Consider the following 20317-nt stretch of genomic DNA (forward strand, 5'->3'; position numbering starts at 1 on the left):
TGGGGGTGACCGCCTCATGGTCAACATCCGTGATCTGGACCCCAGCGCCTCGCCGCTGGACTACTACGGCTCGGAACTGCGCCGCCTCAGGGAGGACGCCGGCCTGAAGCAGGGACAGTTGGGCGAGATCGTGTTCTGCACGGCCTCGCTGGTCGGCCAGGTGGAGACCGCGCGGAAGGTCCCGACCCGCGACTTCTCGGAACGGGTCGACGCCGCCCTGGGCACCGGCGGGGTCTTCTCGCGGCTGGCGGGCCTGGTGCTGCGCAGCCAGCTGCCGACCTGGTTCCAGGCGTACGCCGAGATGGAGGCGAAGGCCGCCTACATCTCCACGTTCCAGGCGCAGCTGGTGTACGGGCTGTTGCAGACACCGGAGTACGCGCGGGCCGTGCTGGGCGTACGGAACGAGGAGCGGCTCGACGCGCGGGTGGCCGCCCGAATGGAACGGCAGCGCATCCTGGACCGCGAGAACCCGCCACTGATGTGGGTCGTGCTGAGCGAGGCCGTACTGCACCAGGAGGTCGGCGGCCGGGCGGTCATGCGGAACCAACTCGCTCACCTGTTGGCGCTGCGGAGGCGGGAGTGGGTGAAGGTGCAGATCCTGCCGTTCGAGGCGGGATCGCATGCCGGGCTGATGGGATCGTTCACCGTCTTGCGGTTCGACGACGACCCCGATCTCGTCTACACGGAGGACTTTGTCCAGGGCCACATGACGGCCAATCCGGTAGCTCTCAGGGAAGGTTCGCTCCGTTACGATCACCTGCAGGCCGCCGCGCTGTCCTTGGAGGATTCGGCGGCGCTGATCGCCCGCGTATTGGAGGAGCGCTATGGACACCATCCAGAACCTGACGGGCGTGCGGTGGCGTAAGTCCTCGTACAGCGGTGACACCGGCGGTGAGTGCGTCGAGTGCGCCCCGCTCGGCGGCGCCGTCTGGCGTAAGTCCTCGTACAGCGGTACAACCGGCGGTGAGTGCGTCGAGGTCGCCGCGCAGCCCTGCCGGATCGCCGTGCGGGACTCCAAGAATCCCGGCGGGCCCGCCTTCACCGTGGCCCCGGCCGCCTTCTCGGAGTTCGTGCGGAGCCTCTGACTGCGGCCGTCGTCCCGTCCGGTCGCCCTTGCCTTCATCCCGCATCCAACTGGCCCTAGTCTGTGGCGGGTTCGACCGGCCGGGCGGCCGGTTCGGACGACCACAGGGGACCACCGGGGGCGGGCAGCATGAGCAGTGCACTGAATGACGACGACAACGTCGACGGCGGCATAAAGCCGCTCGCGGCCGGGGATCCGAGCCGGATCGGCCCGTACGTGCTGCTGGGGCGGCTCGGCGCCGGCGGCATGGGGCGGGTGTTCCTGGCCCGGTCCGAGGGCGGGCGCACGGTCGCGGTGAAGGTGGTGCACGAGGAGCACGTGTCGAACGCGCAGTTCCGGGCCCGCTTCCGCCACGAGATCGACGCCGCCCGGCGCGTCGGCGAGCGGTACACCGCACCCGTCCTCGACGCGGACCCCGACGCCGACCGGCCCTGGGTGGCCACGGGCTACGTCCCGGGGCTCTCGCTGGAGCAGATCGTGCGCCGGTACGGGCCCCTGCCCGTGGGCTCCGTACACGCCCTCGCCGACGGACTGCTCCACGCGCTCAAGGACATCCACTCGGCCGGGATCGTGCACCGCGACCTCAAGCCGTCGAACGTGATGCTGACCGTCGAGGGCACCCGCGTCATCGACTTCGGCATCTCGCGCGCCCTGGAGACGTCCGTCGAGTCGCTGCTCACCAGCACCGGCCTGGTCGTCGGCTCGCCCGGGTTCATGTCGCCCGAGCAGGTGCGCGGGCAGCGCGCCGGGGCGAAGAGCGACGTGTTCACCCTCGGCTGCGTCCTGATGTACGCGGCCACGGGCGCACTGCCCTTCGGGCACGGCGCGAGCAACCAGCACGCGGTGATGTTCCAGATCGTGGAGGGCGAGCCGGCGCTGGAGCGGATCGAGGACGAGGCGCTGCGCGCGTTCGTCGCCCGGTGTCTGGCCAAGCGCGTCGACGAACGGCCCGGCGTGGAGGAGCTGCTGGAGGATCCCGAACGGGTCCGTCCGGCGGTGCTCGCCGGGGCGTGGCTGCCCCCGAAGGTGGTGGCGCGCCTCGCGCAGCAGGCGGCGCGGCTGCTCGACGTGGAGGCGACGCCCGAGCGGGAGGCGCGGCCCCCGGCCGGTGGCACCGACCGGGCGACGGTCGATCTGCGGCCGGAGGGGGCGTCCGGCGGGGCGGTGGCCGGGGCGGTCATCGCCCCGGTCGCCGATCCGGTGGCCGGATCCGTGCCGGGTCCGGTGCCGGGTCCCGTGCCCGGCCCCTCGGCCGGTCCGGAGCTCGGCCCGCCGGTCGGGGGTGCCACCGCCGGGGGCGGGCGGTCCGGGCGCAGGCGGCGCTTGACCGTCGCCGTTCCGGCCGTCCTGGTGTTCGCGGTCGGCGGCGGCACGGTGGCCCTGATCCAGCCGTTCGGCGGCGGCACCGGAGCGCAGGCCTCGCCCCCGGCCGCGAGCGCTCCCGCGATGCCCGGCACCCCCGGCGGCTCCCCCTCCGGGGCGGCAGGTTCACCGACCCCGGGCGAGACCGGCCCCCAGAACCCCACCGCCCCGGCGCCGGACGGTCAGGTCGGCGGTCAGGTCGGCGGCGCTTCGACCCCGGGCGGCGCCGCCGCGGCGGGCGCGGGGACGCCCGGCGGCGGCGCCGACACCCCGGGTGGAGCGGGCGGTACGGGTACCGGCGCGACCAAGGGCACCGGCTCGGGCCCCGCCGCCGGAGGCGCGGGCGGCGGCGCCACCCCCGGCGGCGGCTCGGGCGCGACTCCGGGCGGCTCCGGTTCGCCGAGCGGCGGCGGCTCACCGAGCGGGGGCTCCTCCGGCGGCAACGCGGTCCCCGCGTACTTCGTCGGCTCCTGGACCTACAAGGACCAGATCAACATCAATCAGCCGGTGACGGTGACCATCGCGTCCTCCGGGGCCGTGCGGCTGATCAGCGACACCGCCATGGGCCACTGCGAGAACACCGCAAAGGTGACGTCGGTGGCCTCCGGCGGGTCCCGGATCAACATCGGCGCCGCAGCGGTGGACAAGAGCAAGTCCACCAGCCAGTTCTGCGGGGTCCTGGACGCGTCCTTCTTCAGCAGGAGCGAGCCGGTAGGGCTCCAGCACAACGTGGGCCCCGCGCACGCCGAGGGGTACTACTACGAACGCTCCTGACCCCAAGCGGCGGCCGTGCACGCCCCTGCATACGGCGGCCCGAAGCAAGAACGCGTTTCAGTTCTGACCTTCCGTCAGATTGGAACGTGTTCTACTCTGCCGCGCATGGGCATCGGAATCACGCAGGAACAGCGGGAGTTGGCCGAGGCCGTGCGCGGCTGGGTCGCGCGGGTCGTGCCGCCCGAAGAGGTGCGCAAGTTGCTCGACAGCCCGCGGCGGACCGGGGTGCGGCCCGCCTACTGGGACGCGCTGGCCGAGTCGGGGCTGCTGGAGCCGCACCTGGAGGGCGGCACCCTGCTCGACCTCGCCGTCGTGGTGGAGGAGGCCGCGCGAGGGGCGCTGCCGGGGGCGTACCTGCCGAGCGCGCTGGCCTCCGTACTGCTGGACCGGGCCGGGGCCGAGCCGCTCGCCGGCCGGGTCGGCGCGGTGGCGCTGGGCCCCGGAAGTCTGACCGCCGTCGCCGTCGAGGGCGGCGGCCACCTGCTGGACGGGGACGCGCCCCCGGTGCTCGGCGCCGGCGAGGCCGATCTCGTCCTGCTCGCGGCCGAGGCCGCGCACGGCACCCGCTGGTTCGCGGTGGACGCCGCCGCGCTGGACGTCCGTACGCACGAGGCCGCCGACCCCACCCGGCCCACCGCCGAGGTGCGGGCGCGCGGGGTCACCGTGCCGGCCGGGCGGCTCCTGGAGCTGGACGCGGCAGTGGTCCGGGACCTCGCCTGCGCACTGTTCGCCGCCGACGCCTGCGGGACCGCCGCCTGGGCGGTGCACGCCGCCGCCGAACACGCCCAGGTGCGCGAGCAGTTCGGCCGGCCTATCGGGCGGTTCCAGGGGGTCAAGCACCTGTGCGCCGACATGCTGGTCCGTCTGGAGCAGGCCCGGGCGCTCGCCTGGGACGCCGCGCGGGCGGTGGACGAGAGCGCCGACGTACGGTCGCTGACCGCCGCCCTCGCCGCCGGAACCGCGCTCGACGCCGCGTACTCCTGCGCCAAGGACTGCATCCAGATCCTCGGCGGCATCGGCTTCACCTGGGAGCACGACGCCCACATCTACCTGCGCCGGGCGCTCGTCGCCCGCCAGCTCCTCGGCCCCGGCGACGGGCACCGCGTACGGGCCGCCCGGCTCGCGGCGGCCGGCGCCCGGCGCGAGCTGCGCCTGGAGCTCCCGCCGGAGGCCGAGGCGCACCGGGCGCGGGCCCGGGCCGCCGTCGAGGACGCGCGCGGTCTCGACCCGGCGGCCGCCCGGCGGGTGCTGGCCCCGACCGGCTACGCGGCGCCGTACCTGCCGCCCCCGTACGGGCTGGGCGCCGGACCCGTCGAGCAGCTCGTCGTCCAGCAGGAGCTGCGGGCGGCCGGGGTCAAGGTCGCCGACCTGGGGATCGCCACCTGGGTCGTGCCCTCGCTGCTCGCCTACGGCACCCCGGAGCAGATCGGGACGCACCTGCCGGCGACGCTGCGCGGGGACACCACCTGGTGCCAGCTGTTCTCCGAGCCGGAAGCCGGCTCCGACCTGGCCTCGCTGAGGACCAGGGCGGAGCGCACCGGGGACGGCGGCTGGAGGGTCAACGGACAGAAGGTGTGGACGAGTTCCGCGCACAGCGCCGACTTCGGCATCCTCCTCGCCCGGACCGACCCGGCCGCGCCCAAGCACAAGGGCCTCGGCTACTTCATCGTCGACATGAAGAACACCCCCGGCATCGACGTCCGGCCGCTCAAGGAGCTCACCGGCGAGGCGCTCTTCAACGAGGTGTACTTCGACGACGTGTCACTGCCCGCCGACGCGCTCGTCGGGGCGGCCGACGGGGGATGGAAGGTCGCCCGCAACACCCTGGGCAACGAGCGGGTCCACATGGCCGACCAGATGACCTTCGACACCGGCCTGGAGGCGCTGATCGCCCGCTCCGATGCGCTCGACGGCGCGTACCGGGCCCGGATCGGGGCGCTGGCCGCCGAGGCGCACGCGCTGGCCTGCATCGGGATGCGTACCACCCTCCAGCAGGTCTCGGGGCTGGAGCCGGGCGCGGGCGCGTCCGTACGCAAGCTCGTCCAGACCCCGCACCAGCAGCGGACCGCCGAGCTCGCGCTCGAACTGCTGGGGCCCGCGGGCGCGGTGCGGGAGGGGGCGGGGGAGCGGGCGGTGCACGGGATGCTCATGTCCCGCTGCCTGACCATCGCCGGGGGCACCACGCAGGTCCAGCTGAACGTCGTCGCCGAGCGGATCCTCGGCCTCCCCAGGGACTGACCGGACGCACGGGGACTGACCGGACTCACAGTGACCGAAGGGACAGCAGGGACATGAAGTCGTACATCGTGGGCGTCGGCATGACGAAGTTCGAGAAGCCGGAGTCGAGGGACTGGCAGTACTGGGACATGGCGAAGGAGGCCGGGTCGGCGGCGCTCGCGGACGCGGGCGTGGACTACGGGCTGGTGGAACAGGTGCCGGTGGGCTACTGCTTCCAGGCCTCCACGGCAGGCCAGCGGGCGGCGTACGAACTGGGGCTGAGCGGGGTCCCGGTCTACAACGTCAACAACAACTGCGCGACCGGTTCGACGGCGCTGATGATGGCGCGGCAGTTCGTCGAGGGCGGCATCAGCGACTGCGTGCTGGCGCTCGGCTTCGAGAAGATGAAGCGGGGCGCGCTGGGCGGTGGCGCGGACGGCGGGGACTTCAAGACCTCGCCCGTGGCCCGGCACTACGGGATCATGGCCGCCGGGCACGGCTTCGAGATGTCCCCGCCCACGGCCCAGATCTTCGGGAACGCGGCGCGCGAGCACATGGAGCGGTACGGGACCACGGCCGCGCAGCTGGCGGCGGTGGGCGCCAAGAACCACCGGCACTCGGCGAACAACCCGAACGCGCAGTTCCAGGACGTGTACTCGGTGGAGGACATCCTGGCGGCCAAGCCGATCCACGACCCGCTGACCAAGCTCCAGTGCTCGCCGACCTCGGACGGCGCGGCGGCGGCGCTGGTGGTCTCGGAGCGGTTCGTGGTGCGGCACGGGCTGCACGACAAGGCGGTCGAGATCGTGGCGCAGTCGATGACGACGGACACGGAGGCGTCGTTCGCGTCGGGTTCGTGCATCGACGTGGTCGGCAAGCCGATGACGGCCGCGGCGGCGCGGCAGGTGTACGAGGCGTCGGGGCTCGGCATCGAGGACGTGGACGTGGTGGAGCTGCACGACTGCTTCTCGATCAACGAGCTGCTGACGTACGAGGCGCTGGGCATGTGCGGGGACGGCGCCGCGGGGGAGCTGGTGGAGAGCGGGGCGACGACGTACGGCGGGCGGTGGGTCGTCAACCCGTCCGGCGGGCTCATCTCGAAGGGGCACCCGCTGGGGGCGACCGGGCTCGCGCAGGCGGCGGAGCTGGTGTGGCAGCTGCGGGGCGAGGCGGGGGCGCGGCAGGTACCGGGGGCGGGGGTGGGCCTCGCCCACAACATCGGGCTGGGGGGTGCGGCGGTGGTCACGCTCCTGCGCCGTTAGCCTCCCGGCGGGGTGGCGGGCCCACCCGGGCGGGGCCCGGTCCGCCGGCGCACCTCCTCCCGGGGCTCGCCCCGCACCCCGCGCCTCAAACGCCGGCGTGGCGGTAAGGACCGGGGTTCCGGGGAGCCGGGCGATGGGGGCCGGGGCGGAGCCCCGGGGCGGGGTTACGGGCCGGTCAGGGCCGGGTCGACCACCGTTTCGCCGCGGGAGGCGCGGCGGACCGCGTCCGCCAGGTCCTCCAGCGGACCGTCCCGCAGGACCAGCCCCGCCGCCCCCGCGGCCAGTACGGCGGCCGCCAGGCCCGGGTGCGCGGACCCCGTCAGGACCAGTACCCGGCACTCCGGGTCCTCCGCCAGCAGTTCCCCGACCGAGGCCACCTCCTCCACCAGTGCGACCGCCGGGCGCGCCAGCTGGTCCCGTACGACCTCGATGTCCGGCTGGAGGCCCAGCCGTATGGCCAGCGCCGGGTTCGGCGGGTGCAGCAGCACGCGCAGGGATCGGGCAGGCCGGTGCGCAACGGGCATTTCATCCACCCGGTCAGGTTAGGCCTCCGGCCTCCGATCGGGACAGAGCGCGCCCGGCGGACATCGCATCTGACGTCCAGTCAGGAGTCGGGCCGGGAGTCTTCCCAACTGCTGGGGGGTGCGTTATACATTCCTTCACCGGCCCAGTCCTAGAACGCGTTCTAGAACGTGCTCCCGTGCCGGTCCCGCATACGACCTCGGTGCGGCCGACGGTGCGGACGGCCGCGCCGAGGTCTTCCACAGGACAAGGAGCAGCATCCTCATGCCGATCGATGCCGCCAAGGCCCTCGCCGCAGACCCCCGCCGGGGGGACATCGGCTGGGACCACAAGGACATCCAGCTCTACCACCTCGGCCTCGGCGCGGGCCTGCCCGCCACCGACCCCGACGAGCTGCGCTACACCCTGGAGTCCACGCTCCACGTCCTCCCCAGCTTCGCGACCGTCGCAGGCGCCGGCATGGCCATGATGGGCGGCCTCGCCGCCCCCGGTATCGACGTGGATCTCGCCGCCGTCCTGCACGGCGGCCAGTCCATCCGGCTGCACCGGCCCATCCCCGTCAAAGGGGAGGCCACCACCACCGCCAAGGTCGCCGCCGTCTACGACAAGGGCAAGGCGGCCGTCATCGTCCTGCGCTCCGAGGTCGCCGACGCCGACGGGCCGCTGTGGACCAGCGACGCGCAGATCTTCGTACGCGGCGAGGGCGGCTTCGGAGGCGAGCGCGGGCCCTCCGTCCGCGAGGAGCTGCCCGAGCGCGCGCCCGACCGGACCGAGGAGCGCACCATCCGCGAGGACCAGGCGCTGCTCTACCGGCTCTCCGGCGACTGGAACCCCCTGCACGCCGACCCCGAGTTCGCCAAGCTGGCCGGCTTCGACCGGCCGATCCTGCACGGCCTGTGCTCGTACGGGATGACCCTCAAGGCCGTCGTCGACACGGTGCTGGACGGGGACGTCTCCCGGGTCCGCGCCTACCGCACGCGCTTCGCCGGGATCGTCTTCCCGGGCGAGACGCTGCGCATCCGGATGTGGCGTGAGCCCGGCCGCGTCCTGGTGTCGGTGACCGTCGCCGACCGGGACGACGCGCCGGTCCTCGCCGACACCGTCGTCGAACACGCTTAAGACAGACCGACAGAAGGAGCCGCACCGTGCGCGCAGCACTGCAGAGCGAGATCGGCCAGGACAAGCTGGAGGTCGTCGACGACATGGAGGCCGTGGGCCTCGGTCCCGGCAAGGTGAAGATCCGCGTCAAGGCCACCGGCCTGTGCCACTCCGACCTCTCCGCGATGAGCGGGATCCTGCCGCAGCCGGCCCCCTTCATCCCCGGCCACGAGGGCTCCGGGGTGATCGCCGACGTCGGCGACGGGGTCACGCACCTGGAACAGGGCGACCGGGTCCTCGTCTGCTGGCTGCCGCCGTGCGGCCGGTGTCCGTCCTGCAAGCGCGGTCAGGGCCACCTCTGCCTGGCCAGCCTGGTCAACGCCGGCACCCCCAACTTCCGCCGTGCGGGCGGCGACATCTTCGGCTTCGCCGCCACCGGTACCTTCGCCGAGGAACTCGTCGTCGACGCCGCGAGCGCCGTACCGATCCCCGACGACGTGCCGTTCGACATCGCCGCCCTCATCGGCTGCGGCGTCACCACCGGCCTCGGCGCCGCGATCAACACCGCCAAGGTGGAGGCCGGCTCCTCCGTCGCCGTCATCGGCTGCGGCGGCGTCGGCATCTCCGTCATCCAAGGCGCCAAGGTCCAGGGCGCCGCCCAGATCGTCGCCGTCGACCCGGTGGAGACGCGGCGGGAGGCCGCCCTGCGCTTCGGGGCCTCCGAGGCCGTCGCACCGGACGCCTTCGACGACGCCAAGAACCGCATCACCGGCGGCGAGGGCTTCGACTACGTCTTCGAGGTCGTCGGCAAGTCCGCCACCGCCCAGACCGCGTACAAGATGACCCGGCGCGGCGGCACCGTGTGCGTGGTCGGCGCCGGCGCCATGGACGACACCTTCCAGATCGACATGTTCTCGCTGTTCTTCGACGAGAAGAGGATCCTGCCGTCGATGTACGGCGGCGGCGACGTGCTCCGCTCCTACGAGCGCACCATCGCCCTGTGGCGGGCCGGCCGGGTGGACCTGGCGAGCCTGATCACGCACCGGGTGCAGCTCGCCGGGATCAACGACGCCCTCGACCAGATGCGCACCGGAACCGCCCTGCGCACCTGCATCGAACTCTGACCCGTTTCGAGAGGAACCGTACGGATGTCACTGCCACTTGAGGGACTCTCCGCCATCGTCACCGGCGCCGGCCGGGGCCTCGGCCGGGCCGAGGCGGTCGAGCTCGCACGGCTCGGCGCGAGCGTGGTCGTCAACGACTTCGGCCAGCCCGGCCGGGACGGCTCAGGCGAGGCCTCGGCCGCTCCCGCGGAGGAGGTGGCCGCGGAGATCCGCGGCGCGGGCGGGCAGGCGGTGGCGCACCTGGGTGACGTGGCCGACTTCGAGCAGGCGCGCGAGCTCGTCGAGCTGGCGGTCAGCAGCTTCGGGAAGCTGGACGTCCTGGTCAACAACGCGGGCATCCTGCGCGACCGGATGGTCTTCTCGATGTCGGAGCAGGAGTGGGACTCGGTCATCCGGGTCCACCTCAAGGGCCACTTCAACACCACCCATTTCGCCTCCGTGCACTGGCGGGAGCGCTCGAAGGCTGCGGGGGGCCCGGTCTACGGCCGGATCGTCAACACCTCCTCCGAGGCCTTCCTCGGCGGCTCGGCCGGCCAGCCGAACTACGCGGCGGCCAAGGGCGGCATCGTCGGCCTGACGACCTCCACCGCCCTGGCCCTCGCGAAGTACGGGGTGACGGCCAACGCCATCTGCCCGCGCGCCCGCACCCGGATGACCGAGGACGTCTTCGCCGGGTTCCAGGTCCCGGAGGAGGGCAAGCTCGACGCCCTCGCCCCCGAGCACGTGTCCCCGCTCGTCGGCTACCTCGCCTCGCCCGCCTCCGCCAAGGCCAACGGGCAGCTGTTCGTCGTACACGGCGGGATCGTCGTCGTGATGGAACGCCCCAGGGTGGCGGCCAAGTTCGACACCGCCAAGGAGTCCTTCTCCTACGAGGAGCTCGACGAGCTCCTCACCCCGCACTACGAGGCGCGCCCGGCGAACGAGACCTTCGCGGCCACGGAGGTGCTGGGCCTCAAGCACGGCTGACGGCCGCCGGTGCCGGTCCGCCGGCGCCGGCCCGTGCGCGCCCGGTGTCACCGCAGCGGAGCCTGCTGCAGCGGCACCGGGCGCGGCGCCGCCGGCGGCGGGTCCACACGGACCGGCGGCGGGGGCGTCACCGGCAGGCTCATCCCGAGGATCCCGCAGGGCACCTCGAGCGTCGCGTACGGCAGGTGCAGCCGGCCCTCCGCGCTCCACAGGCCGGTCCCCCCGAGCCAGCCCACCGGGGCGCCGAGCCGGAACACCTGCCGGTCGGCGGGCCGCCACAGGGCGAGCCCGCCCCCCTCCAGCCGCAGCGCGACCCCGCAGGTCTCCGGCATCAGCGCCTGGCCCGGCTGCACGGCGAACGGCACGGCCGAGGCCCCGTCCGCGCGCAGGCACTCGGGGAAGCGAACCGGCAGGGAACTGCCCAGCACCCCCCAGCCGAGGCGCGGATCGCCCGGCGCGTCGGAGCGGAGCAGCAGCAGCCCGCTGTCGGGGTCGGCCAGCAGCAGCCGGTCGTCGCTGTCCTCGGTGATCTGGAGCAGCGGCGACACCTGCCCGCACCCCACGTCGACGGCGACGGCCTTGACGGTGCCGTCCAGCTCGCGGTCCAGGGCCAGCAGCCGGCCGGACCGGTCCAGCCAGACGCCGCCGGAGCACCGTCCCGGGAGGCGGGCGACCCATTGGGGCCCGAAGGGGCCGCCGGCCACCCGCCAGACCGTGGTCCCGTCGTCGGACGAGGCCAGGGCGAAGGCCGAGTGCCCGTCCGGCGACGGCGGCAGCATCGTGACCAGGACGCCCTCCTCCCAGTCCACCGCTCCGAGGGACAGCTCCCCGGTGCGCGGCCCGGAGGCGGCGCCGGTCGGGTACAGCAGGGCGAACGCGTGCCGGTCCGCCACCCGCCGGTGGATCAGCACCCGGCCGTCCGCCAGCGGCAGCACCTCGCTGTCGGCCTCCTCGGGCTGTGCGAGCGGCAGCGGCACCGCGTACGCCTCGGGCCCGGCGAGGGTCCAGCGCTCCACGTACCGCGCCTGTCCGTCCCCGGCGAGCCGGGCGGCGTACGACCCGTCCGCGGCGATCGTGAACGGGGTCGTGGTCGTCATCTCGATGGCACAGACAGTCATCCGTGCGTCACCTCCGGAGTGGAAGCTAGTTTTCGCACGTCACGCCGAACAACACCAGCAACTCCGCTTCACACATACGGGTGGCCACGCCTCGATTCGGCTGTGCGGAAGGTGCCGATTGTGCTGTGCGATAACGGGGCGATTGGGGTGCAGAATCGGTTAGGCGTGCCGTACCGGGCGTCCGGGCGGCCCCCACCGGCTCCCGGCCCGCTCCCGACCGCCCGCCCCCCGGTGGGCCGGCCCCCGCACCCGGCGGCCCCGCGCCGCCCGGCGGCCCCGCGGACTCCGGGGCCGGTGGGGCCTTGGGCCGGTCGCCACGGACGGTAGCCTTGGCCCGTGCCCCGTCTCTCTGAAGTCATCGCCGCGCTGGACGTTCTCTGGCCCCCCTCGCGGGCCGAGGAGTGGGACTCCGTCGGCACCGTCTGCGGCGACCCCGACACCCAGGTCACCCGCGTCCTGTTCGCCGTCGACCCGGTCCGGGAGATCGCCGACGAGGCGGTGAAGCTGGGAGCCGACCTGATCGTCACCCACCACCCCCTCTACCTGCGGGGCACCACCACCGTCGAGGCCGGCACCTTCAAGGGCCGCGTCGTGCACACGCTGATCAAGAACGACATCGCGCTGCACGTGGCCCACACCAACGCCGACACCGCCGACCCCGGCGTCTCCGACGCCCTCGCGGGCGCCCTGGACCTGCGGATCACCGGACCCCTCGTACCCGACCCGAGCGACCCGGCCGGCCGCCGCGGCCTCGGCCGGATCTGCGAGCTGGACCACCCCGAGACCCTGCGCGAGTTCGCCGCCCGCGCCGCCGCCCGGCTGCCGCACACCGCGCAGGGCGTCCGCGTCGCGGGCGACCCGGACGCGGTCATCCGTACCGTCGCCGTCAGCGGCGGCTCCGGCGACAGCCTCTTCGACCAGGTGCGGGCCGCCGGCGTCGACGCCTTCCTGACCGCCGACCTGCGCCACCACCCCGTGTCCGAGGCCCGCGAGCAGACCCCGCTCGCCCTCGTGGACGCCGCCCACTGGGCCACCGAGTGGCCCTGGTGCGAGCAGGCCGCCGCGCAGCTCGACGCGATCTCCGAGCGCCACGGCTGGGGTCTGCGTACCCACGTCTCGCGCACGGTCACCGACCCGTGGACGGCGCACGCGCCGTCCGTAAGCACCCCTTCTATCTCTGGAGCCCCCAACTGAACGCCGAGCCCGCCGACCAGATCCGACTTCTCGACGTCCAGGCCCTGGACGTCCGGCTGTCTCAGCTCGCCCACAAGCGCAAGTCGCTGCCCGAGCACGCCGAGCTCGACACGCTCACCAAGGACCTCGTCCAGCAGCGCGACTTCCTCGTCGCCGCCCAGACCCAGGCCAGCGACACCGCGCGCGAGCAGACCAAGGCGGAGCAGGACGTGGACCAGGTGCGCACGCGCGCCGCCCGCGACCAGCAGCGGCTGGACTCGGGCGTCGGCGTCTCGGCGCGCGACCTGGCGAACCTGCAGAACGAGGTCGTCTCCCTCGCCAAGCGCCAGGGCGACCTGGAGGACCTGGTCCTGGAGGTCATGGAACGTCTGGAGGCCGCGCAGGAGCGGGTCGCCGGCCTGACCGGGCGGGTCACCTCCCTGGAGGCCGAGACCGCGGACGCCACCGCGCGCCGCGACGCGGCCACCGCCGAGATCGACGCCGAGGTCGCCAAGATCGATAAGGACCGCGAGGTCATCGTCGGCTCCATGCCGGAAGCCCTGATGGCGCTGTACGAGAAGATCCGCGTGAAGCAGGGCGGGGTCGGCGCCGCGCGCCTGTACCAGCGCCGCTGCGAGGGCTGCCGCCTGGAGCTCGACATGGCCGAGGTCAACGAGATCAAGGCCCAGCCGCGCGACCAGGTCGTACGCCACGAGAACTGCGGCCGCATCCTGGTCCGTACGGCCGACTCGGGCGTCTGATGCAGAGGCTCGTCCGGGTCGTCGTGGAGGCGGACGGCGGCTCCCGGGGCAACCCGGGGCCCGCCGGCTACGGCGCGGTCGTCCTCGATCCGGCGACGGGCGAGACGCTCGCCGAGCGCGCCGAGTCGATCGGCGTCGCGACGAACAACGTGGCGGAGTACCGGGGCCTGATCGCCGGGCTCCGGGCGGCGCGCGAACTCGCCGCGGACGCGCAGGTGCTGGTCCGGATGGACTCCAAGCTCGTCGTCGAGCAGATGTCGGGCCGCTGGAAGATCAAGCACCCGGACATGAAGCCGCTCGCGGCGGAGGCGGCGAAGATCCTGCCGCGCGCGCAGGTGACGTACGAGTGGATCCCGCGCGAGCAGAACAAGCACGCGGACCGGCTCGCCAACGAGGCGATGGACGCGGGCAAGCGAGGCGAGCGGTGGGAGCCGTCGGGCTCCACGGCGGTCTTCGACCGGGGCGCCGCCCGCGCCCTGGCCACCCCGCCGCCGTCGGGTCCCGTCGGGGACGCCGCGGCCGGGGCGTCGGCGGTACGGGCCGCCCTCGCCTCCGGCGCGGGCACGCGCGCCCGCGCCGCGGCGGAGCCCGCCCGCGCCGACACGCTGTTCGCGGACGCGGACATGGGCGCGGACATGGGCGCGGACATGGGCGCGGACATGGGCGAGGACGCAGGCGGGGACGCGTCTCCCGCTTCCGGGACGTCGGAGACCGCGGCGGCGGGCACGGCCGTCCCCGGCTGGGGCCCCGACATGGGCACCCCCGCCACCTTCGTGCTGCTGCGCCACGGCGAGACCGCCCTCACCCCGCAGAAGCGCTTCTCCGGCAGCGGCGGCTCCGACCCGGAGCTGTCCGCGGCCGGCCGTCGCCAGGCGGCGGCCGTCGCCGAGTCCCTCGCGGCCCGCGGCACCGTCCAGGCGGTGGTCAGCTCCCCGCTGCGCCGCTGCCGCGAGACCGCCCGGGCCGTCGCGGACCGGCTCGGGCTCACCGTGACGGTCGAAGAGGGCCTGCGCGAAGTGGACTTCGGCGCCTGGGAGGGGCTGACCTTCGCCGAGGTGCGGGAGCGCTTCCCGGACGACCTCCAGGCCTGGCTGGACTCCCCCCGCGCGGCCCCCACGGGTGGCGGCGAGAGCTTCGCGGCCGCCACCCGCCGGATCTCCGCGACCCGGGACCGGCTGCTGGCCGCGCACGCGGGCCGCACCACGCTGCTGGTCACGCACGTGACCCCGGTGAAGATCCTGGTCCGGCTGGCCCTGGGCGCCCCGCCGGAGTCGCTGTTCCGCATGGAGCTGTCGGCGGCCTCGGTGTCGGAGGTGGCCTACTACGCCGACGGCAACGCCTCGGTCCGCCTGCTCAACGACACCGCGCACCTGCGCTGACGCCCCGTTCCGCCGGCCGCCGTCGCCCCGCCACCGGCCGCGGCACGGGCCGCGCGGGGCACGGGCCGGCCGGAGCGCGGTCCCGCCGGGCCGGATCAGCCGAGGAATTGCTCGCAGTCCGGACAGCGCCGCCGGGCCGTACGGGCGAGGTTGCCCGCGGTGGCCCGCGCCGGGCGGTCCTCGCCCAGCCCCGCCCACTGCCCGGCCGGCGGGTCGGGGATCCACCCCCACCCGGCCTCCTCCGGGGACTCCACGCAGTGGACGCAGCCCTGCGGGACGTGCGCGTACCCCTGGGGAGAGATCAGGATCCTGTCGCAGGCGAAACCCGGACGGGCCCGGGGGGCGGCCGTGGCCGCGTCCACCGCGCGGGGGCTGCTTCCGTTGGCGGGACAGTCGCAGCCTTCGCCGACGATCAGTTCACACCTGTCGCACCGTTCTCTGCTCATGGGCCAAGGATCCGTCCCGGGGAGGACCCGGTGCGACCCGGTCCGCCAGGCGAGACCGCCGCCCTCCCGCGGCGGGCCGGGCCGGACGGGACTCGGCGTGAAAAAACCGCCCCGGGCCCGGGGTGAGCCGGGGCGGGGCGGAGAGCGGCAGACGAGCCGGCCTGTACGCCGGGTTCTGTCTCCCGGAGACCTCGCGGTCGCCGGGGAGACGGCCATCCATCTAGGACCGGCGTTGCCGCCGGCCTCGTGCGGTCTACCCGCGAACATCGGGCGGGCAGCCCTCAAGCGTTCGCGCAGACCCGTCCGGGGACGGATCCTCTTGACCTTGCTCCGGGTGGGGTTTACCTAGCCGCCTGGGTCACCCCAGGCGCTGGTGGTCTCTTACACCACCGTTTCACCCTTACCGGCGGCCGAAGCCGCAGGCGGTCTGTTTTCTGTGGCACTGTCCCGCGGGTCACCCCGGGTGGGCGTTACCCACCACCCCGCCCTGTGGAGCCCGGACGTTCCTCGGCGGGATCCGGAGACCCCGACGCGGCCGCCCGGCCGACTCGTCTGTCGTGCCGACCATGCTACCCGGGGCCGCGCCCCGCCTTGACCTTGACGCAGCGGCAGGGTTCCTACTGGAGGGCATGCGGATCGGAGAGATCGCCGCGCTCGTCGGGCTCACCACCCGGGCGATCCGGCACTACCACCATGTCGGGCTGCTCCCGGAACCGGAGCGGCGCCCCAACGGCTACCGGCCTACAGCATCCGCGACGCCGTCCTGCTCGCCCGCGTGCGCCGGCTCACCGAGCTCGGCCTCGCCCTCGACGAGGTCCGCGACGTACCAGCCAGACCTCGGTGACCGTGGAGCTGAACCGGCCCCTGCCCTTCACCCGCCCGCTCGGCGGGCGGGGCGAGGCCCGTACGATCCGCTTCCACGCCGACGATCCGCGCGCCTTGGTGGGCGCCCTGCGGCAGCCCGCCTGACGGCCCCGGACCCGGCCCGGCCCGCCCGCACCGTCCACATCGTCCGCTCAGGCCAGGGCGAACAGGACCTTCGCCGTGCCGGGGTCCGCCTCCGTCAGCCGGACCCGGACGCGTTCGCCCAGCGGGAGCGCCGGCCCGGCGGACTGGACGCGGCCCACGACCGCGGGGTCCGCCAACTGGACCGTGCCGACCAGCGGCTCGTGCTCCCGGACGTCGATCACCGTCGCCTCGAAGGCCTCCCCGACGCGGTCCCTGAGCAGGGCGGCCTCGACCAGGTCCACGCACTCCCGCTCGACGGCGTTCGCCCGCCGCGTGCCGTCGGCCATCTCCCGCGGCAGGGCCGCCAGCGCCGACAGCACCCACTCGGGCGTCCCGGCCCCGGCGGCCGCCGCCACGCACAGCTCGCCGCTGTAGCGGTCGACCAGCCGGCGCAGCGGCGCCGTGCAGTGCGTGTACGGGGCCGCCACCGCCGCGTGGACCGCCGGATCGGGGGTCTGGCCGCCGGTGAAGACGGTGTAGCCCGCGCCCCGCAGCAGGGTGGTGCACTCCTGGAGGAAGGCGGCGTGGGCGGGGCGGTGCGGATCGAGGGAGCGGACGAGTTCGGCGTACGGGACGTGGTGCGGCCAGTCGATCCCCAGGGCCTTCGCCGCCCTGCGCAGCCGCCCGACGGCGCCGTCCGGCGCGGTGGGCAGGGTGCGCAGGATGCCGGTCCCGGCGGCGAGCATCAGGTCGGCGGCGGCCATGCCGGCCATGAGGGAGATCTGCGCGTTCCAGCCGTCGGCGGGCAGCGCGGCGCGGTACGCGAGGCGGTAGGTGCCGTCGTGCCCGACGACCTCCTGCTCGGGCACGTTCAGCGAGATGCCTCCGCGCTCGCGCTCCAGGGCCTCGCGGAGCCGGCCGATGTCCGCGAGGAGGGCGAGGGGTTCCTCGGCTGCGCCGGTGTCGATGGCCTTCTGGACCCCGTCGTAGTCGAGCTTGGCCCGGCTGCGGACCAGCGCGCGGCGTACGTCGGCGGCCTCGGTGCGGCCGTCCGGGTCGAGGTCGAGGCGCCACAGGAGCGCCGGGCGGGTCTGGTCGGGCAGCAGGCTGGCCGCCCCCTCCGAGAGCACGGCCGGGTGCAGCGGTACCCGGCCGTCGGGGAAGTACAGGGTGGTGACGCGGCGGTGGGCCTCCGCGTCGAGCGGGCCGCCGGGGGTGACGAAGGCGGCCACGTCGGCGATCGCGTAGTGCACGCGGTAGCCGCCACCGGGCCGTCTCGCCAGGTGCATGGCCTGGTCGAGGTCGACGGAGGCCGGCGGGTCGATGGTGAAGAGGGGCAGCTCGGTGGCGTCGTACTCCGGCAGCCGGGGGCCGCGGGCGGCCCGCTCCGCCTCGGCGAGCACCTCGGCCGGGAACTCCTGCGGAACCTCCGGCTTCGTCCGCAGGTCACGCAGCGCCGCCCGCAGGGCGGCCCCGTCTGCGCCGGTGATGTGCAGGTGACGGCGTGGCATGGACCGAGCGTAGGGCCGTCCGGCCGGAGCGGCACGGCGAGCCGTCTACCCTGGCTCCGGGGCCGCATCCCCTGCGCCGTGTCGTACCGAAGGAGAACCACCGTGCTCGTGCTGCTGCCGCCCTCCGAGGGAAAGGCCGCCGGCGGCTCCGGCGCACCGCTGACGCCCGGGTCGCTGTCCCTGCCCGGCCTGGCCCCGGCCCGTGCCGCGGTACTGGAGGAGCTGGTCGCCCTGTGCGGCGCGGACGACGACACCGCGGCGCGCGAGGTGCTGGGCCTGAGCGAGGGACTGCGCGGTGAGGTCGCCAAGAACGCGGAGCTGCGCACGGCGGCCGCCCGCCCGGCGGGCGAGGTCTACACAGGCGTCCTGTACGACGCCCTGGACCTCGCCGGCCTGACCCCGGAGGCGCGCAAGCTCGCCGATGACGCGCTGCTCGTGTTCTCCGGCCTGTGGGGCGCGGTCCGGGTCACCGACCGCATCCCCTCGTATCGCTGCTCGATGGGCGTGAAACTGCCGGGGCTGGGCGCGCTCGGCGCGTACTGGCGCGGTCCGATGGCGCAGGTTCTGCCGCAGACAGCCGGGGAGGGCCTGGTCCTGGACCTGCGCTCGTCGGCGTACGCGTCCGCGTGGAAGCCGAAGGGCGAGGTGGCGGGGCGGACCGCGACCGTGCGGGTGCTGCACGCGCAGATCGTCGACGGCGTGGAGAAGCGGTCGGTGGTCAGCCACTTCAACAAGGCGACGAAGGGCCGGATGGTCCGGGACCTGCTGCTGGCGGGGGCCGTTCCGGCCGCGCCCGCCGAGCTGGTCGAGGCCCTGCGGGACCTGGGCTACACCGTCGAGGCCGGGGCCCCCGCGAAGGCCGGCAAGGCCTGGTCGCTCGACGTGGTCGTGTCCCAGATCCACTGAGCCGCTGAGGCACCGGGCCGGACCGCCCGATCCGCCACTTGCGCTGCTGCCCCGCCCCGCCGTCTGACGGGGCCGCGCGCGTCGCCGGCCCGCTGCCCGCAGGGGCTACGCGCGGCCGAGCGGCCAGGCGACCGTGGCCGGGACCTGGTCCGAGGCGCCGGCGTACTGGGCGCAGGCGTCGGTCAGGGTCTCCAGCAGGGTCAGCGGGTCCGGGAGGGGGTGCTCGATGCCGCGGAGCCAGGTCACCGCCTCGTCACCGGGGAGCGCCGCCGGCGGTACCAGGACGTAGCTGCCGCGGCAGTGCCAGCGCAGGCCGGGGTGTTCGTCCATCGTCTCGGGGTGGCAGTCCAGCTCGCAGGGCCACCACTCGTCCTCGTCCTCGGGGGTGCCGCGGGTGGCCGTGAAGAACAGCATCCGGGCCTGGTCGCCCGTACCGCCCGACTCGGCGACCGGACCGACGTCGATCCCGGCCTCCAGCAGGCGGGCCAGTGCGCCGGCGCCGGCTTCGAGGGGCACGTCGAGCACGTCGTGGACCATGCCCGTCGCGGTGATGAAGTTGGCCTGGGGCTGGTTGCGGGCCCAGCGCTCGACCTGGGCGCGGTCGGTGGTGGACTGGGTCTGCCAGGCGAAGGAGACGGGGTGCCGCGCGGGCGTCGGACAGCCGATCCGGTCGCACGAACACCGGTAGCCGACGGGGTGGGCGGCGGGGGAGAGCGGCAGGCCGGCGGCGGCGGCGGCCAGGAGGAGCGCCTCGCGCTCGCGTCCGGGATCCTCGGCGGTGGGCTTCTGCCGCCGGCGCAGCCACTGGGACATCCTGCTCTGCTCGCCGCGTTTGACGCGGCCGGACTCAGACCCCATCTATCCCCTCACCAAACCGAACCGTTAACCCGGCAGACGCTCACATGCTCCCACCATCCTGCGCCCCGGGTGACCGGACTCCTCAACCGGGGGGTTGGGGAGGGGCAGTGGACAACCCCAAGATAAGCACACTATTCGGGCATATGTTCCCGAGGTGCCGTCCGTCCCGCCCCGCCTAGCCCTCGGTGACGTTTGACACCCCGCCCAGCACCCGGTCCACGAGCGCGTCGGTGTACGCGTGCGTGAGCGGGCCCGTGCGCAGCAGCCAGCGGTACGTCAGCGGCCCGAGCAGCATCTCCACCGTCAGACGTAGATCCGTGTCCGGTGCGAGCTGGCCCGCCTCCCGCGCCGTGCGCAGACGCTCCTCGTACAGCGCGAGCTGCGGTTCCAGCAGCTGCTCCGTGAAGCGGGCGCCGAGCCCGGGATCGGTCGCCCCGGCGGCGGCCAGGGCGCGTGCGGGGGCCTCGTACTTCGCGTCGCCGAACTCGTCCACGGTCGCCCGCAGTACGTACTTCAGGTCGGCCGCGAGGTCCCCGGTGTCCGGGAAGCCGGTCCACCCGCCCTCCGTCTCCGCGTCCCCGGCGAGGGCCAGCGAGGCGTCCAGGAGGACCGCGGCCTTCGACGGCCACCACCGGTAGATGGTCTGCTTGCCGACCCCGGCGCGGGCCGCGATGGCTTCCACGGTCAGCCGGTTGTAGCCGACCTCCCCGACCAGGGCGAGCGCGGCGTCGAGGATGGCGCGCCGGGAGCGGTCGCTGCGGCGGGCGGCGTCAGGGGTCTTGGTCATGCCGGGAACGTACCAACCCGA

General features: G+C 74.3%; 19 protein-coding genes, 1 other RNA gene and 1 pseudogene. 14 read left to right on the top strand and 7 right to left on the bottom strand.

Annotated elements, in window-relative coordinates:
* Window positions 1-16: 16 nt before the first annotated feature.
* From ACFWTC_RS13585 to ACFWTC_RS13605, 5 genes are all read left to right on the top strand, one after another.
* Window positions 17-865, top strand: coding sequence for a Scr1 family TA system antitoxin-like transcriptional regulator (locus ACFWTC_RS13585; RefSeq protein ID WP_383932204.1), 849 nt, complete (start codon window positions 17-19; stop codon window positions 863-865).
* The gene (locus tag ACFWTC_RS13590; protein ID WP_384027872.1) at window positions 825-1085 is read left to right on the top strand and encodes a DUF397 domain-containing protein; all 261 of its coding nucleotides are present in this window, start codon (window positions 825-827) and stop codon (window positions 1083-1085) included. The genes ACFWTC_RS13585 and ACFWTC_RS13590 overlap by 41 nt, the downstream gene beginning before the upstream one ends.
* A gap of 128 nt (window positions 1086-1213) precedes the next feature.
* On the top strand, window positions 1214-3220 hold the full coding sequence (locus ACFWTC_RS13595) for a serine/threonine-protein kinase (protein WP_384027871.1): 2007 nt from the start codon (window positions 1214-1216) through the stop codon (window positions 3218-3220).
* Between the two features lie 105 nt (window positions 3221-3325).
* Window positions 3326-5458: an acyl-CoA dehydrogenase gene (locus ACFWTC_RS13600; protein WP_384027870.1), complete on the top strand. Its 2133-nt coding sequence runs from the start codon at window positions 3326-3328 to the stop codon at window positions 5456-5458.
* A 53-nt stretch (window positions 5459-5511) separates the two neighbouring features.
* Window positions 5512-6699: a lipid-transfer protein gene (locus tag ACFWTC_RS13605; protein ID WP_383925047.1), complete on the top strand. Its 1188-nt coding sequence runs from the start codon at window positions 5512-5514 to the stop codon at window positions 6697-6699.
* Between the two features lie 164 nt (window positions 6700-6863).
* Here the strand turns inward: ACFWTC_RS13605 and ACFWTC_RS13610 are convergent, their stop codons facing one another.
* Window positions 6864-7223, bottom strand: coding sequence for a DNA-binding response regulator (locus ACFWTC_RS13610; RefSeq protein WP_383925071.1), 360 nt, complete (start codon window positions 7221-7223; stop codon window positions 6864-6866).
* A gap of 262 nt (window positions 7224-7485) precedes the next feature.
* Between ACFWTC_RS13610 and ACFWTC_RS13615 the strand changes: the two genes are divergently transcribed.
* Genes ACFWTC_RS13615 through ACFWTC_RS13625 form a run of 3 tightly spaced genes read left to right on the top strand, consistent with a single transcriptional unit; the run spans window position 7486 to window position 10409 of the window.
* Window positions 7486-8340 (top strand): MaoC/PaaZ C-terminal domain-containing protein, encoded by an 855-nt coding sequence (locus ACFWTC_RS13615; protein ID WP_383925046.1) that lies wholly within the window; start codon window positions 7486-7488, stop codon window positions 8338-8340.
* A gap of 26 nt (window positions 8341-8366) precedes the next feature.
* The gene (locus ACFWTC_RS13620; protein WP_383925043.1) at window positions 8367-9443 is read left to right on the top strand and encodes a Zn-dependent alcohol dehydrogenase; all 1077 of its coding nucleotides are present in this window, start codon (window positions 8367-8369) and stop codon (window positions 9441-9443) included.
* 24 nt (window positions 9444-9467) lie between these two features.
* Window positions 9468-10409, top strand: a complete 942-nt coding sequence (locus ACFWTC_RS13625; protein ID WP_383925040.1) for a 3-oxoacyl-ACP reductase — start codon at window positions 9468-9470, stop codon at window positions 10407-10409.
* Between the two features lie 47 nt (window positions 10410-10456).
* Here ACFWTC_RS13625 and ACFWTC_RS13630 read toward each other — a convergent pair whose 3' ends face one another.
* Window positions 10457-11527 (bottom strand): hypothetical protein, encoded by a 1071-nt coding sequence (locus ACFWTC_RS13630; protein ID WP_384027869.1) that lies wholly within the window; start codon window positions 11525-11527, stop codon window positions 10457-10459.
* A 336-nt stretch (window positions 11528-11863) separates the two neighbouring features.
* On the opposite strand from ACFWTC_RS13630, the gene ACFWTC_RS13635 reads away from it, so the two are divergent.
* Genes ACFWTC_RS13635 through ACFWTC_RS13645 form a run of 3 tightly spaced genes read left to right on the top strand, consistent with a single transcriptional unit; the run spans window position 11864 to window position 14840 of the window.
* Window positions 11864-12721, top strand: coding sequence for a Nif3-like dinuclear metal center hexameric protein (locus ACFWTC_RS13635; protein WP_384027868.1), 858 nt, complete (start codon window positions 11864-11866; stop codon window positions 12719-12721).
* A complete protein-coding gene (locus ACFWTC_RS13640) occupies window positions 12718-13461 on the top strand; it encodes a zinc ribbon domain-containing protein (protein ID WP_383925068.1) in 744 nt (247 codons plus the stop codon). Before ACFWTC_RS13635 ends, ACFWTC_RS13640 begins: the two co-directional genes overlap by 4 nt.
* Window positions 13461-14840: a bifunctional RNase H/acid phosphatase gene (locus ACFWTC_RS13645; RefSeq protein WP_384027867.1), complete on the top strand. Its 1380-nt coding sequence runs from the start codon at window positions 13461-13463 to the stop codon at window positions 14838-14840. The genes ACFWTC_RS13640 and ACFWTC_RS13645 overlap by 1 nt, the downstream gene beginning before the upstream one ends.
* A 95-nt stretch (window positions 14841-14935) precedes the next feature.
* On the opposite strand, the gene ACFWTC_RS13650 is transcribed toward ACFWTC_RS13645, so the two are convergent.
* A complete protein-coding gene (locus ACFWTC_RS13650; RefSeq protein ID WP_383925029.1) occupies window positions 14936-15286 on the bottom strand; it encodes a hypothetical protein in 351 nt (116 codons plus the stop codon).
* A gap of 148 nt (window positions 15287-15434) precedes the next feature.
* Window positions 15435-15837, bottom strand: an RNA gene (gene rnpB / locus ACFWTC_RS13655) — RNase P RNA component class A.
* Between the two features lie 78 nt (window positions 15838-15915).
* Between rnpB and ACFWTC_RS13660 the strand changes: the two are divergent.
* Window positions 15916-16118: pseudogene (locus tag ACFWTC_RS13660) on the top strand (MerR family transcriptional regulator); the annotation flags it as partial.
* 8 nt (window positions 16119-16126) lie between these two features.
* The gene (locus ACFWTC_RS13665) at window positions 16127-16255 is read left to right on the top strand and encodes a hypothetical protein (protein WP_383925026.1); all 129 of its coding nucleotides are present in this window, start codon (window positions 16127-16129) and stop codon (window positions 16253-16255) included.
* A 47-nt stretch (window positions 16256-16302) separates the two neighbouring features.
* Here the strand turns inward: ACFWTC_RS13665 and ACFWTC_RS13670 are convergent, their stop codons facing one another.
* A complete protein-coding gene (locus ACFWTC_RS13670; RefSeq protein ID WP_383925023.1) occupies window positions 16303-17745 on the bottom strand; it encodes an RNB domain-containing ribonuclease in 1443 nt (480 codons plus the stop codon).
* A gap of 102 nt (window positions 17746-17847) precedes the next feature.
* On the opposite strand from ACFWTC_RS13670, the gene yaaA reads away from it, so the two are divergent.
* Window positions 17848-18651, top strand: coding sequence for a peroxide stress protein YaaA (yaaA, locus tag ACFWTC_RS13675; RefSeq protein WP_383925022.1), 804 nt, complete (start codon window positions 17848-17850; stop codon window positions 18649-18651).
* 105 nt (window positions 18652-18756) lie between these two features.
* Here the strand turns inward: yaaA and ACFWTC_RS13680 are convergent, their stop codons facing one another.
* Complete coding sequence (locus tag ACFWTC_RS13680; RefSeq protein ID WP_383925019.1) at window positions 18757-19509, bottom strand: bifunctional DNA primase/polymerase; 753 nt, start codon at window positions 19507-19509, stop codon at window positions 18757-18759.
* Between the two features lie 175 nt (window positions 19510-19684).
* Entirely contained in the window at window positions 19685-20296 is a 612-nt protein-coding gene (locus tag ACFWTC_RS13685; RefSeq protein WP_383925016.1) for a TetR/AcrR family transcriptional regulator, read from the bottom strand.
* Window positions 20297-20317: the final 21 nt, after the last annotated feature.

The organism is Streptomyces sp. NPDC058619, assembly GCF_042717785.1.
GTDB lineage: Bacteria > Actinomycetota > Actinomycetes > Streptomycetales > Streptomycetaceae > Streptomyces.

Excerpts from the sequence above, each read along its gene's own strand:
- ACFWTC_RS13615 (WP_383925046.1), top strand. The coding sequence starts at position 7,486 with ATGCCGATCGATGCCGCCAAGGCCCTCGCCGCAGACCCCCGCCGGGGG.
- ACFWTC_RS13685 (WP_383925016.1), bottom strand. The coding sequence starts at position 20,296 with ATGACCAAGACCCCTGACGCCGCCCGCCGCAGCGACCGCTCCCGGCGC.
- ACFWTC_RS13585 (WP_383932204.1), top strand. The coding sequence starts at position 17 with ATGGTCAACATCCGTGATCTGGACCCCAGCGCCTCGCCGCTGGACTAC.
- ACFWTC_RS13650 (WP_383925029.1), bottom strand. The coding sequence starts at position 15,286 with ATGAGCAGAGAACGGTGCGACAGGTGTGAACTGATCGTCGGCGAAGGC.
- ACFWTC_RS13670 (WP_383925023.1), bottom strand. The coding sequence starts at position 17,745 with ATGCCACGCCGTCACCTGCACATCACCGGCGCAGACGGGGCCGCCCTG.
- ACFWTC_RS13600 (WP_384027870.1), top strand. The coding sequence starts at position 3,326 with ATGGGCATCGGAATCACGCAGGAACAGCGGGAGTTGGCCGAGGCCGTG.
- ACFWTC_RS13605 (WP_383925047.1), top strand. The coding sequence starts at position 5,512 with ATGAAGTCGTACATCGTGGGCGTCGGCATGACGAAGTTCGAGAAGCCG.
- ACFWTC_RS13630 (WP_384027869.1), bottom strand. The coding sequence starts at position 11,527 with ATGACTGTCTGTGCCATCGAGATGACGACCACGACCCCGTTCACGATC.
- ACFWTC_RS13595 (WP_384027871.1), top strand. The coding sequence starts at position 1,214 with ATGAGCAGTGCACTGAATGACGACGACAACGTCGACGGCGGCATAAAG.
- ACFWTC_RS13590 (WP_384027872.1), top strand. The coding sequence starts at position 825 with ATGGACACCATCCAGAACCTGACGGGCGTGCGGTGGCGTAAGTCCTCG.
- ACFWTC_RS13645 (WP_384027867.1), top strand. The coding sequence starts at position 13,461 with ATGCAGAGGCTCGTCCGGGTCGTCGTGGAGGCGGACGGCGGCTCCCGG.
- ACFWTC_RS13680 (WP_383925019.1), bottom strand. The coding sequence starts at position 19,509 with ATGGGGTCTGAGTCCGGCCGCGTCAAACGCGGCGAGCAGAGCAGGATG.
- ACFWTC_RS13610 (WP_383925071.1), bottom strand. The coding sequence starts at position 7,223 with ATGCCCGTTGCGCACCGGCCTGCCCGATCCCTGCGCGTGCTGCTGCAC.
- ACFWTC_RS13625 (WP_383925040.1), top strand. The coding sequence starts at position 9,468 with ATGTCACTGCCACTTGAGGGACTCTCCGCCATCGTCACCGGCGCCGGC.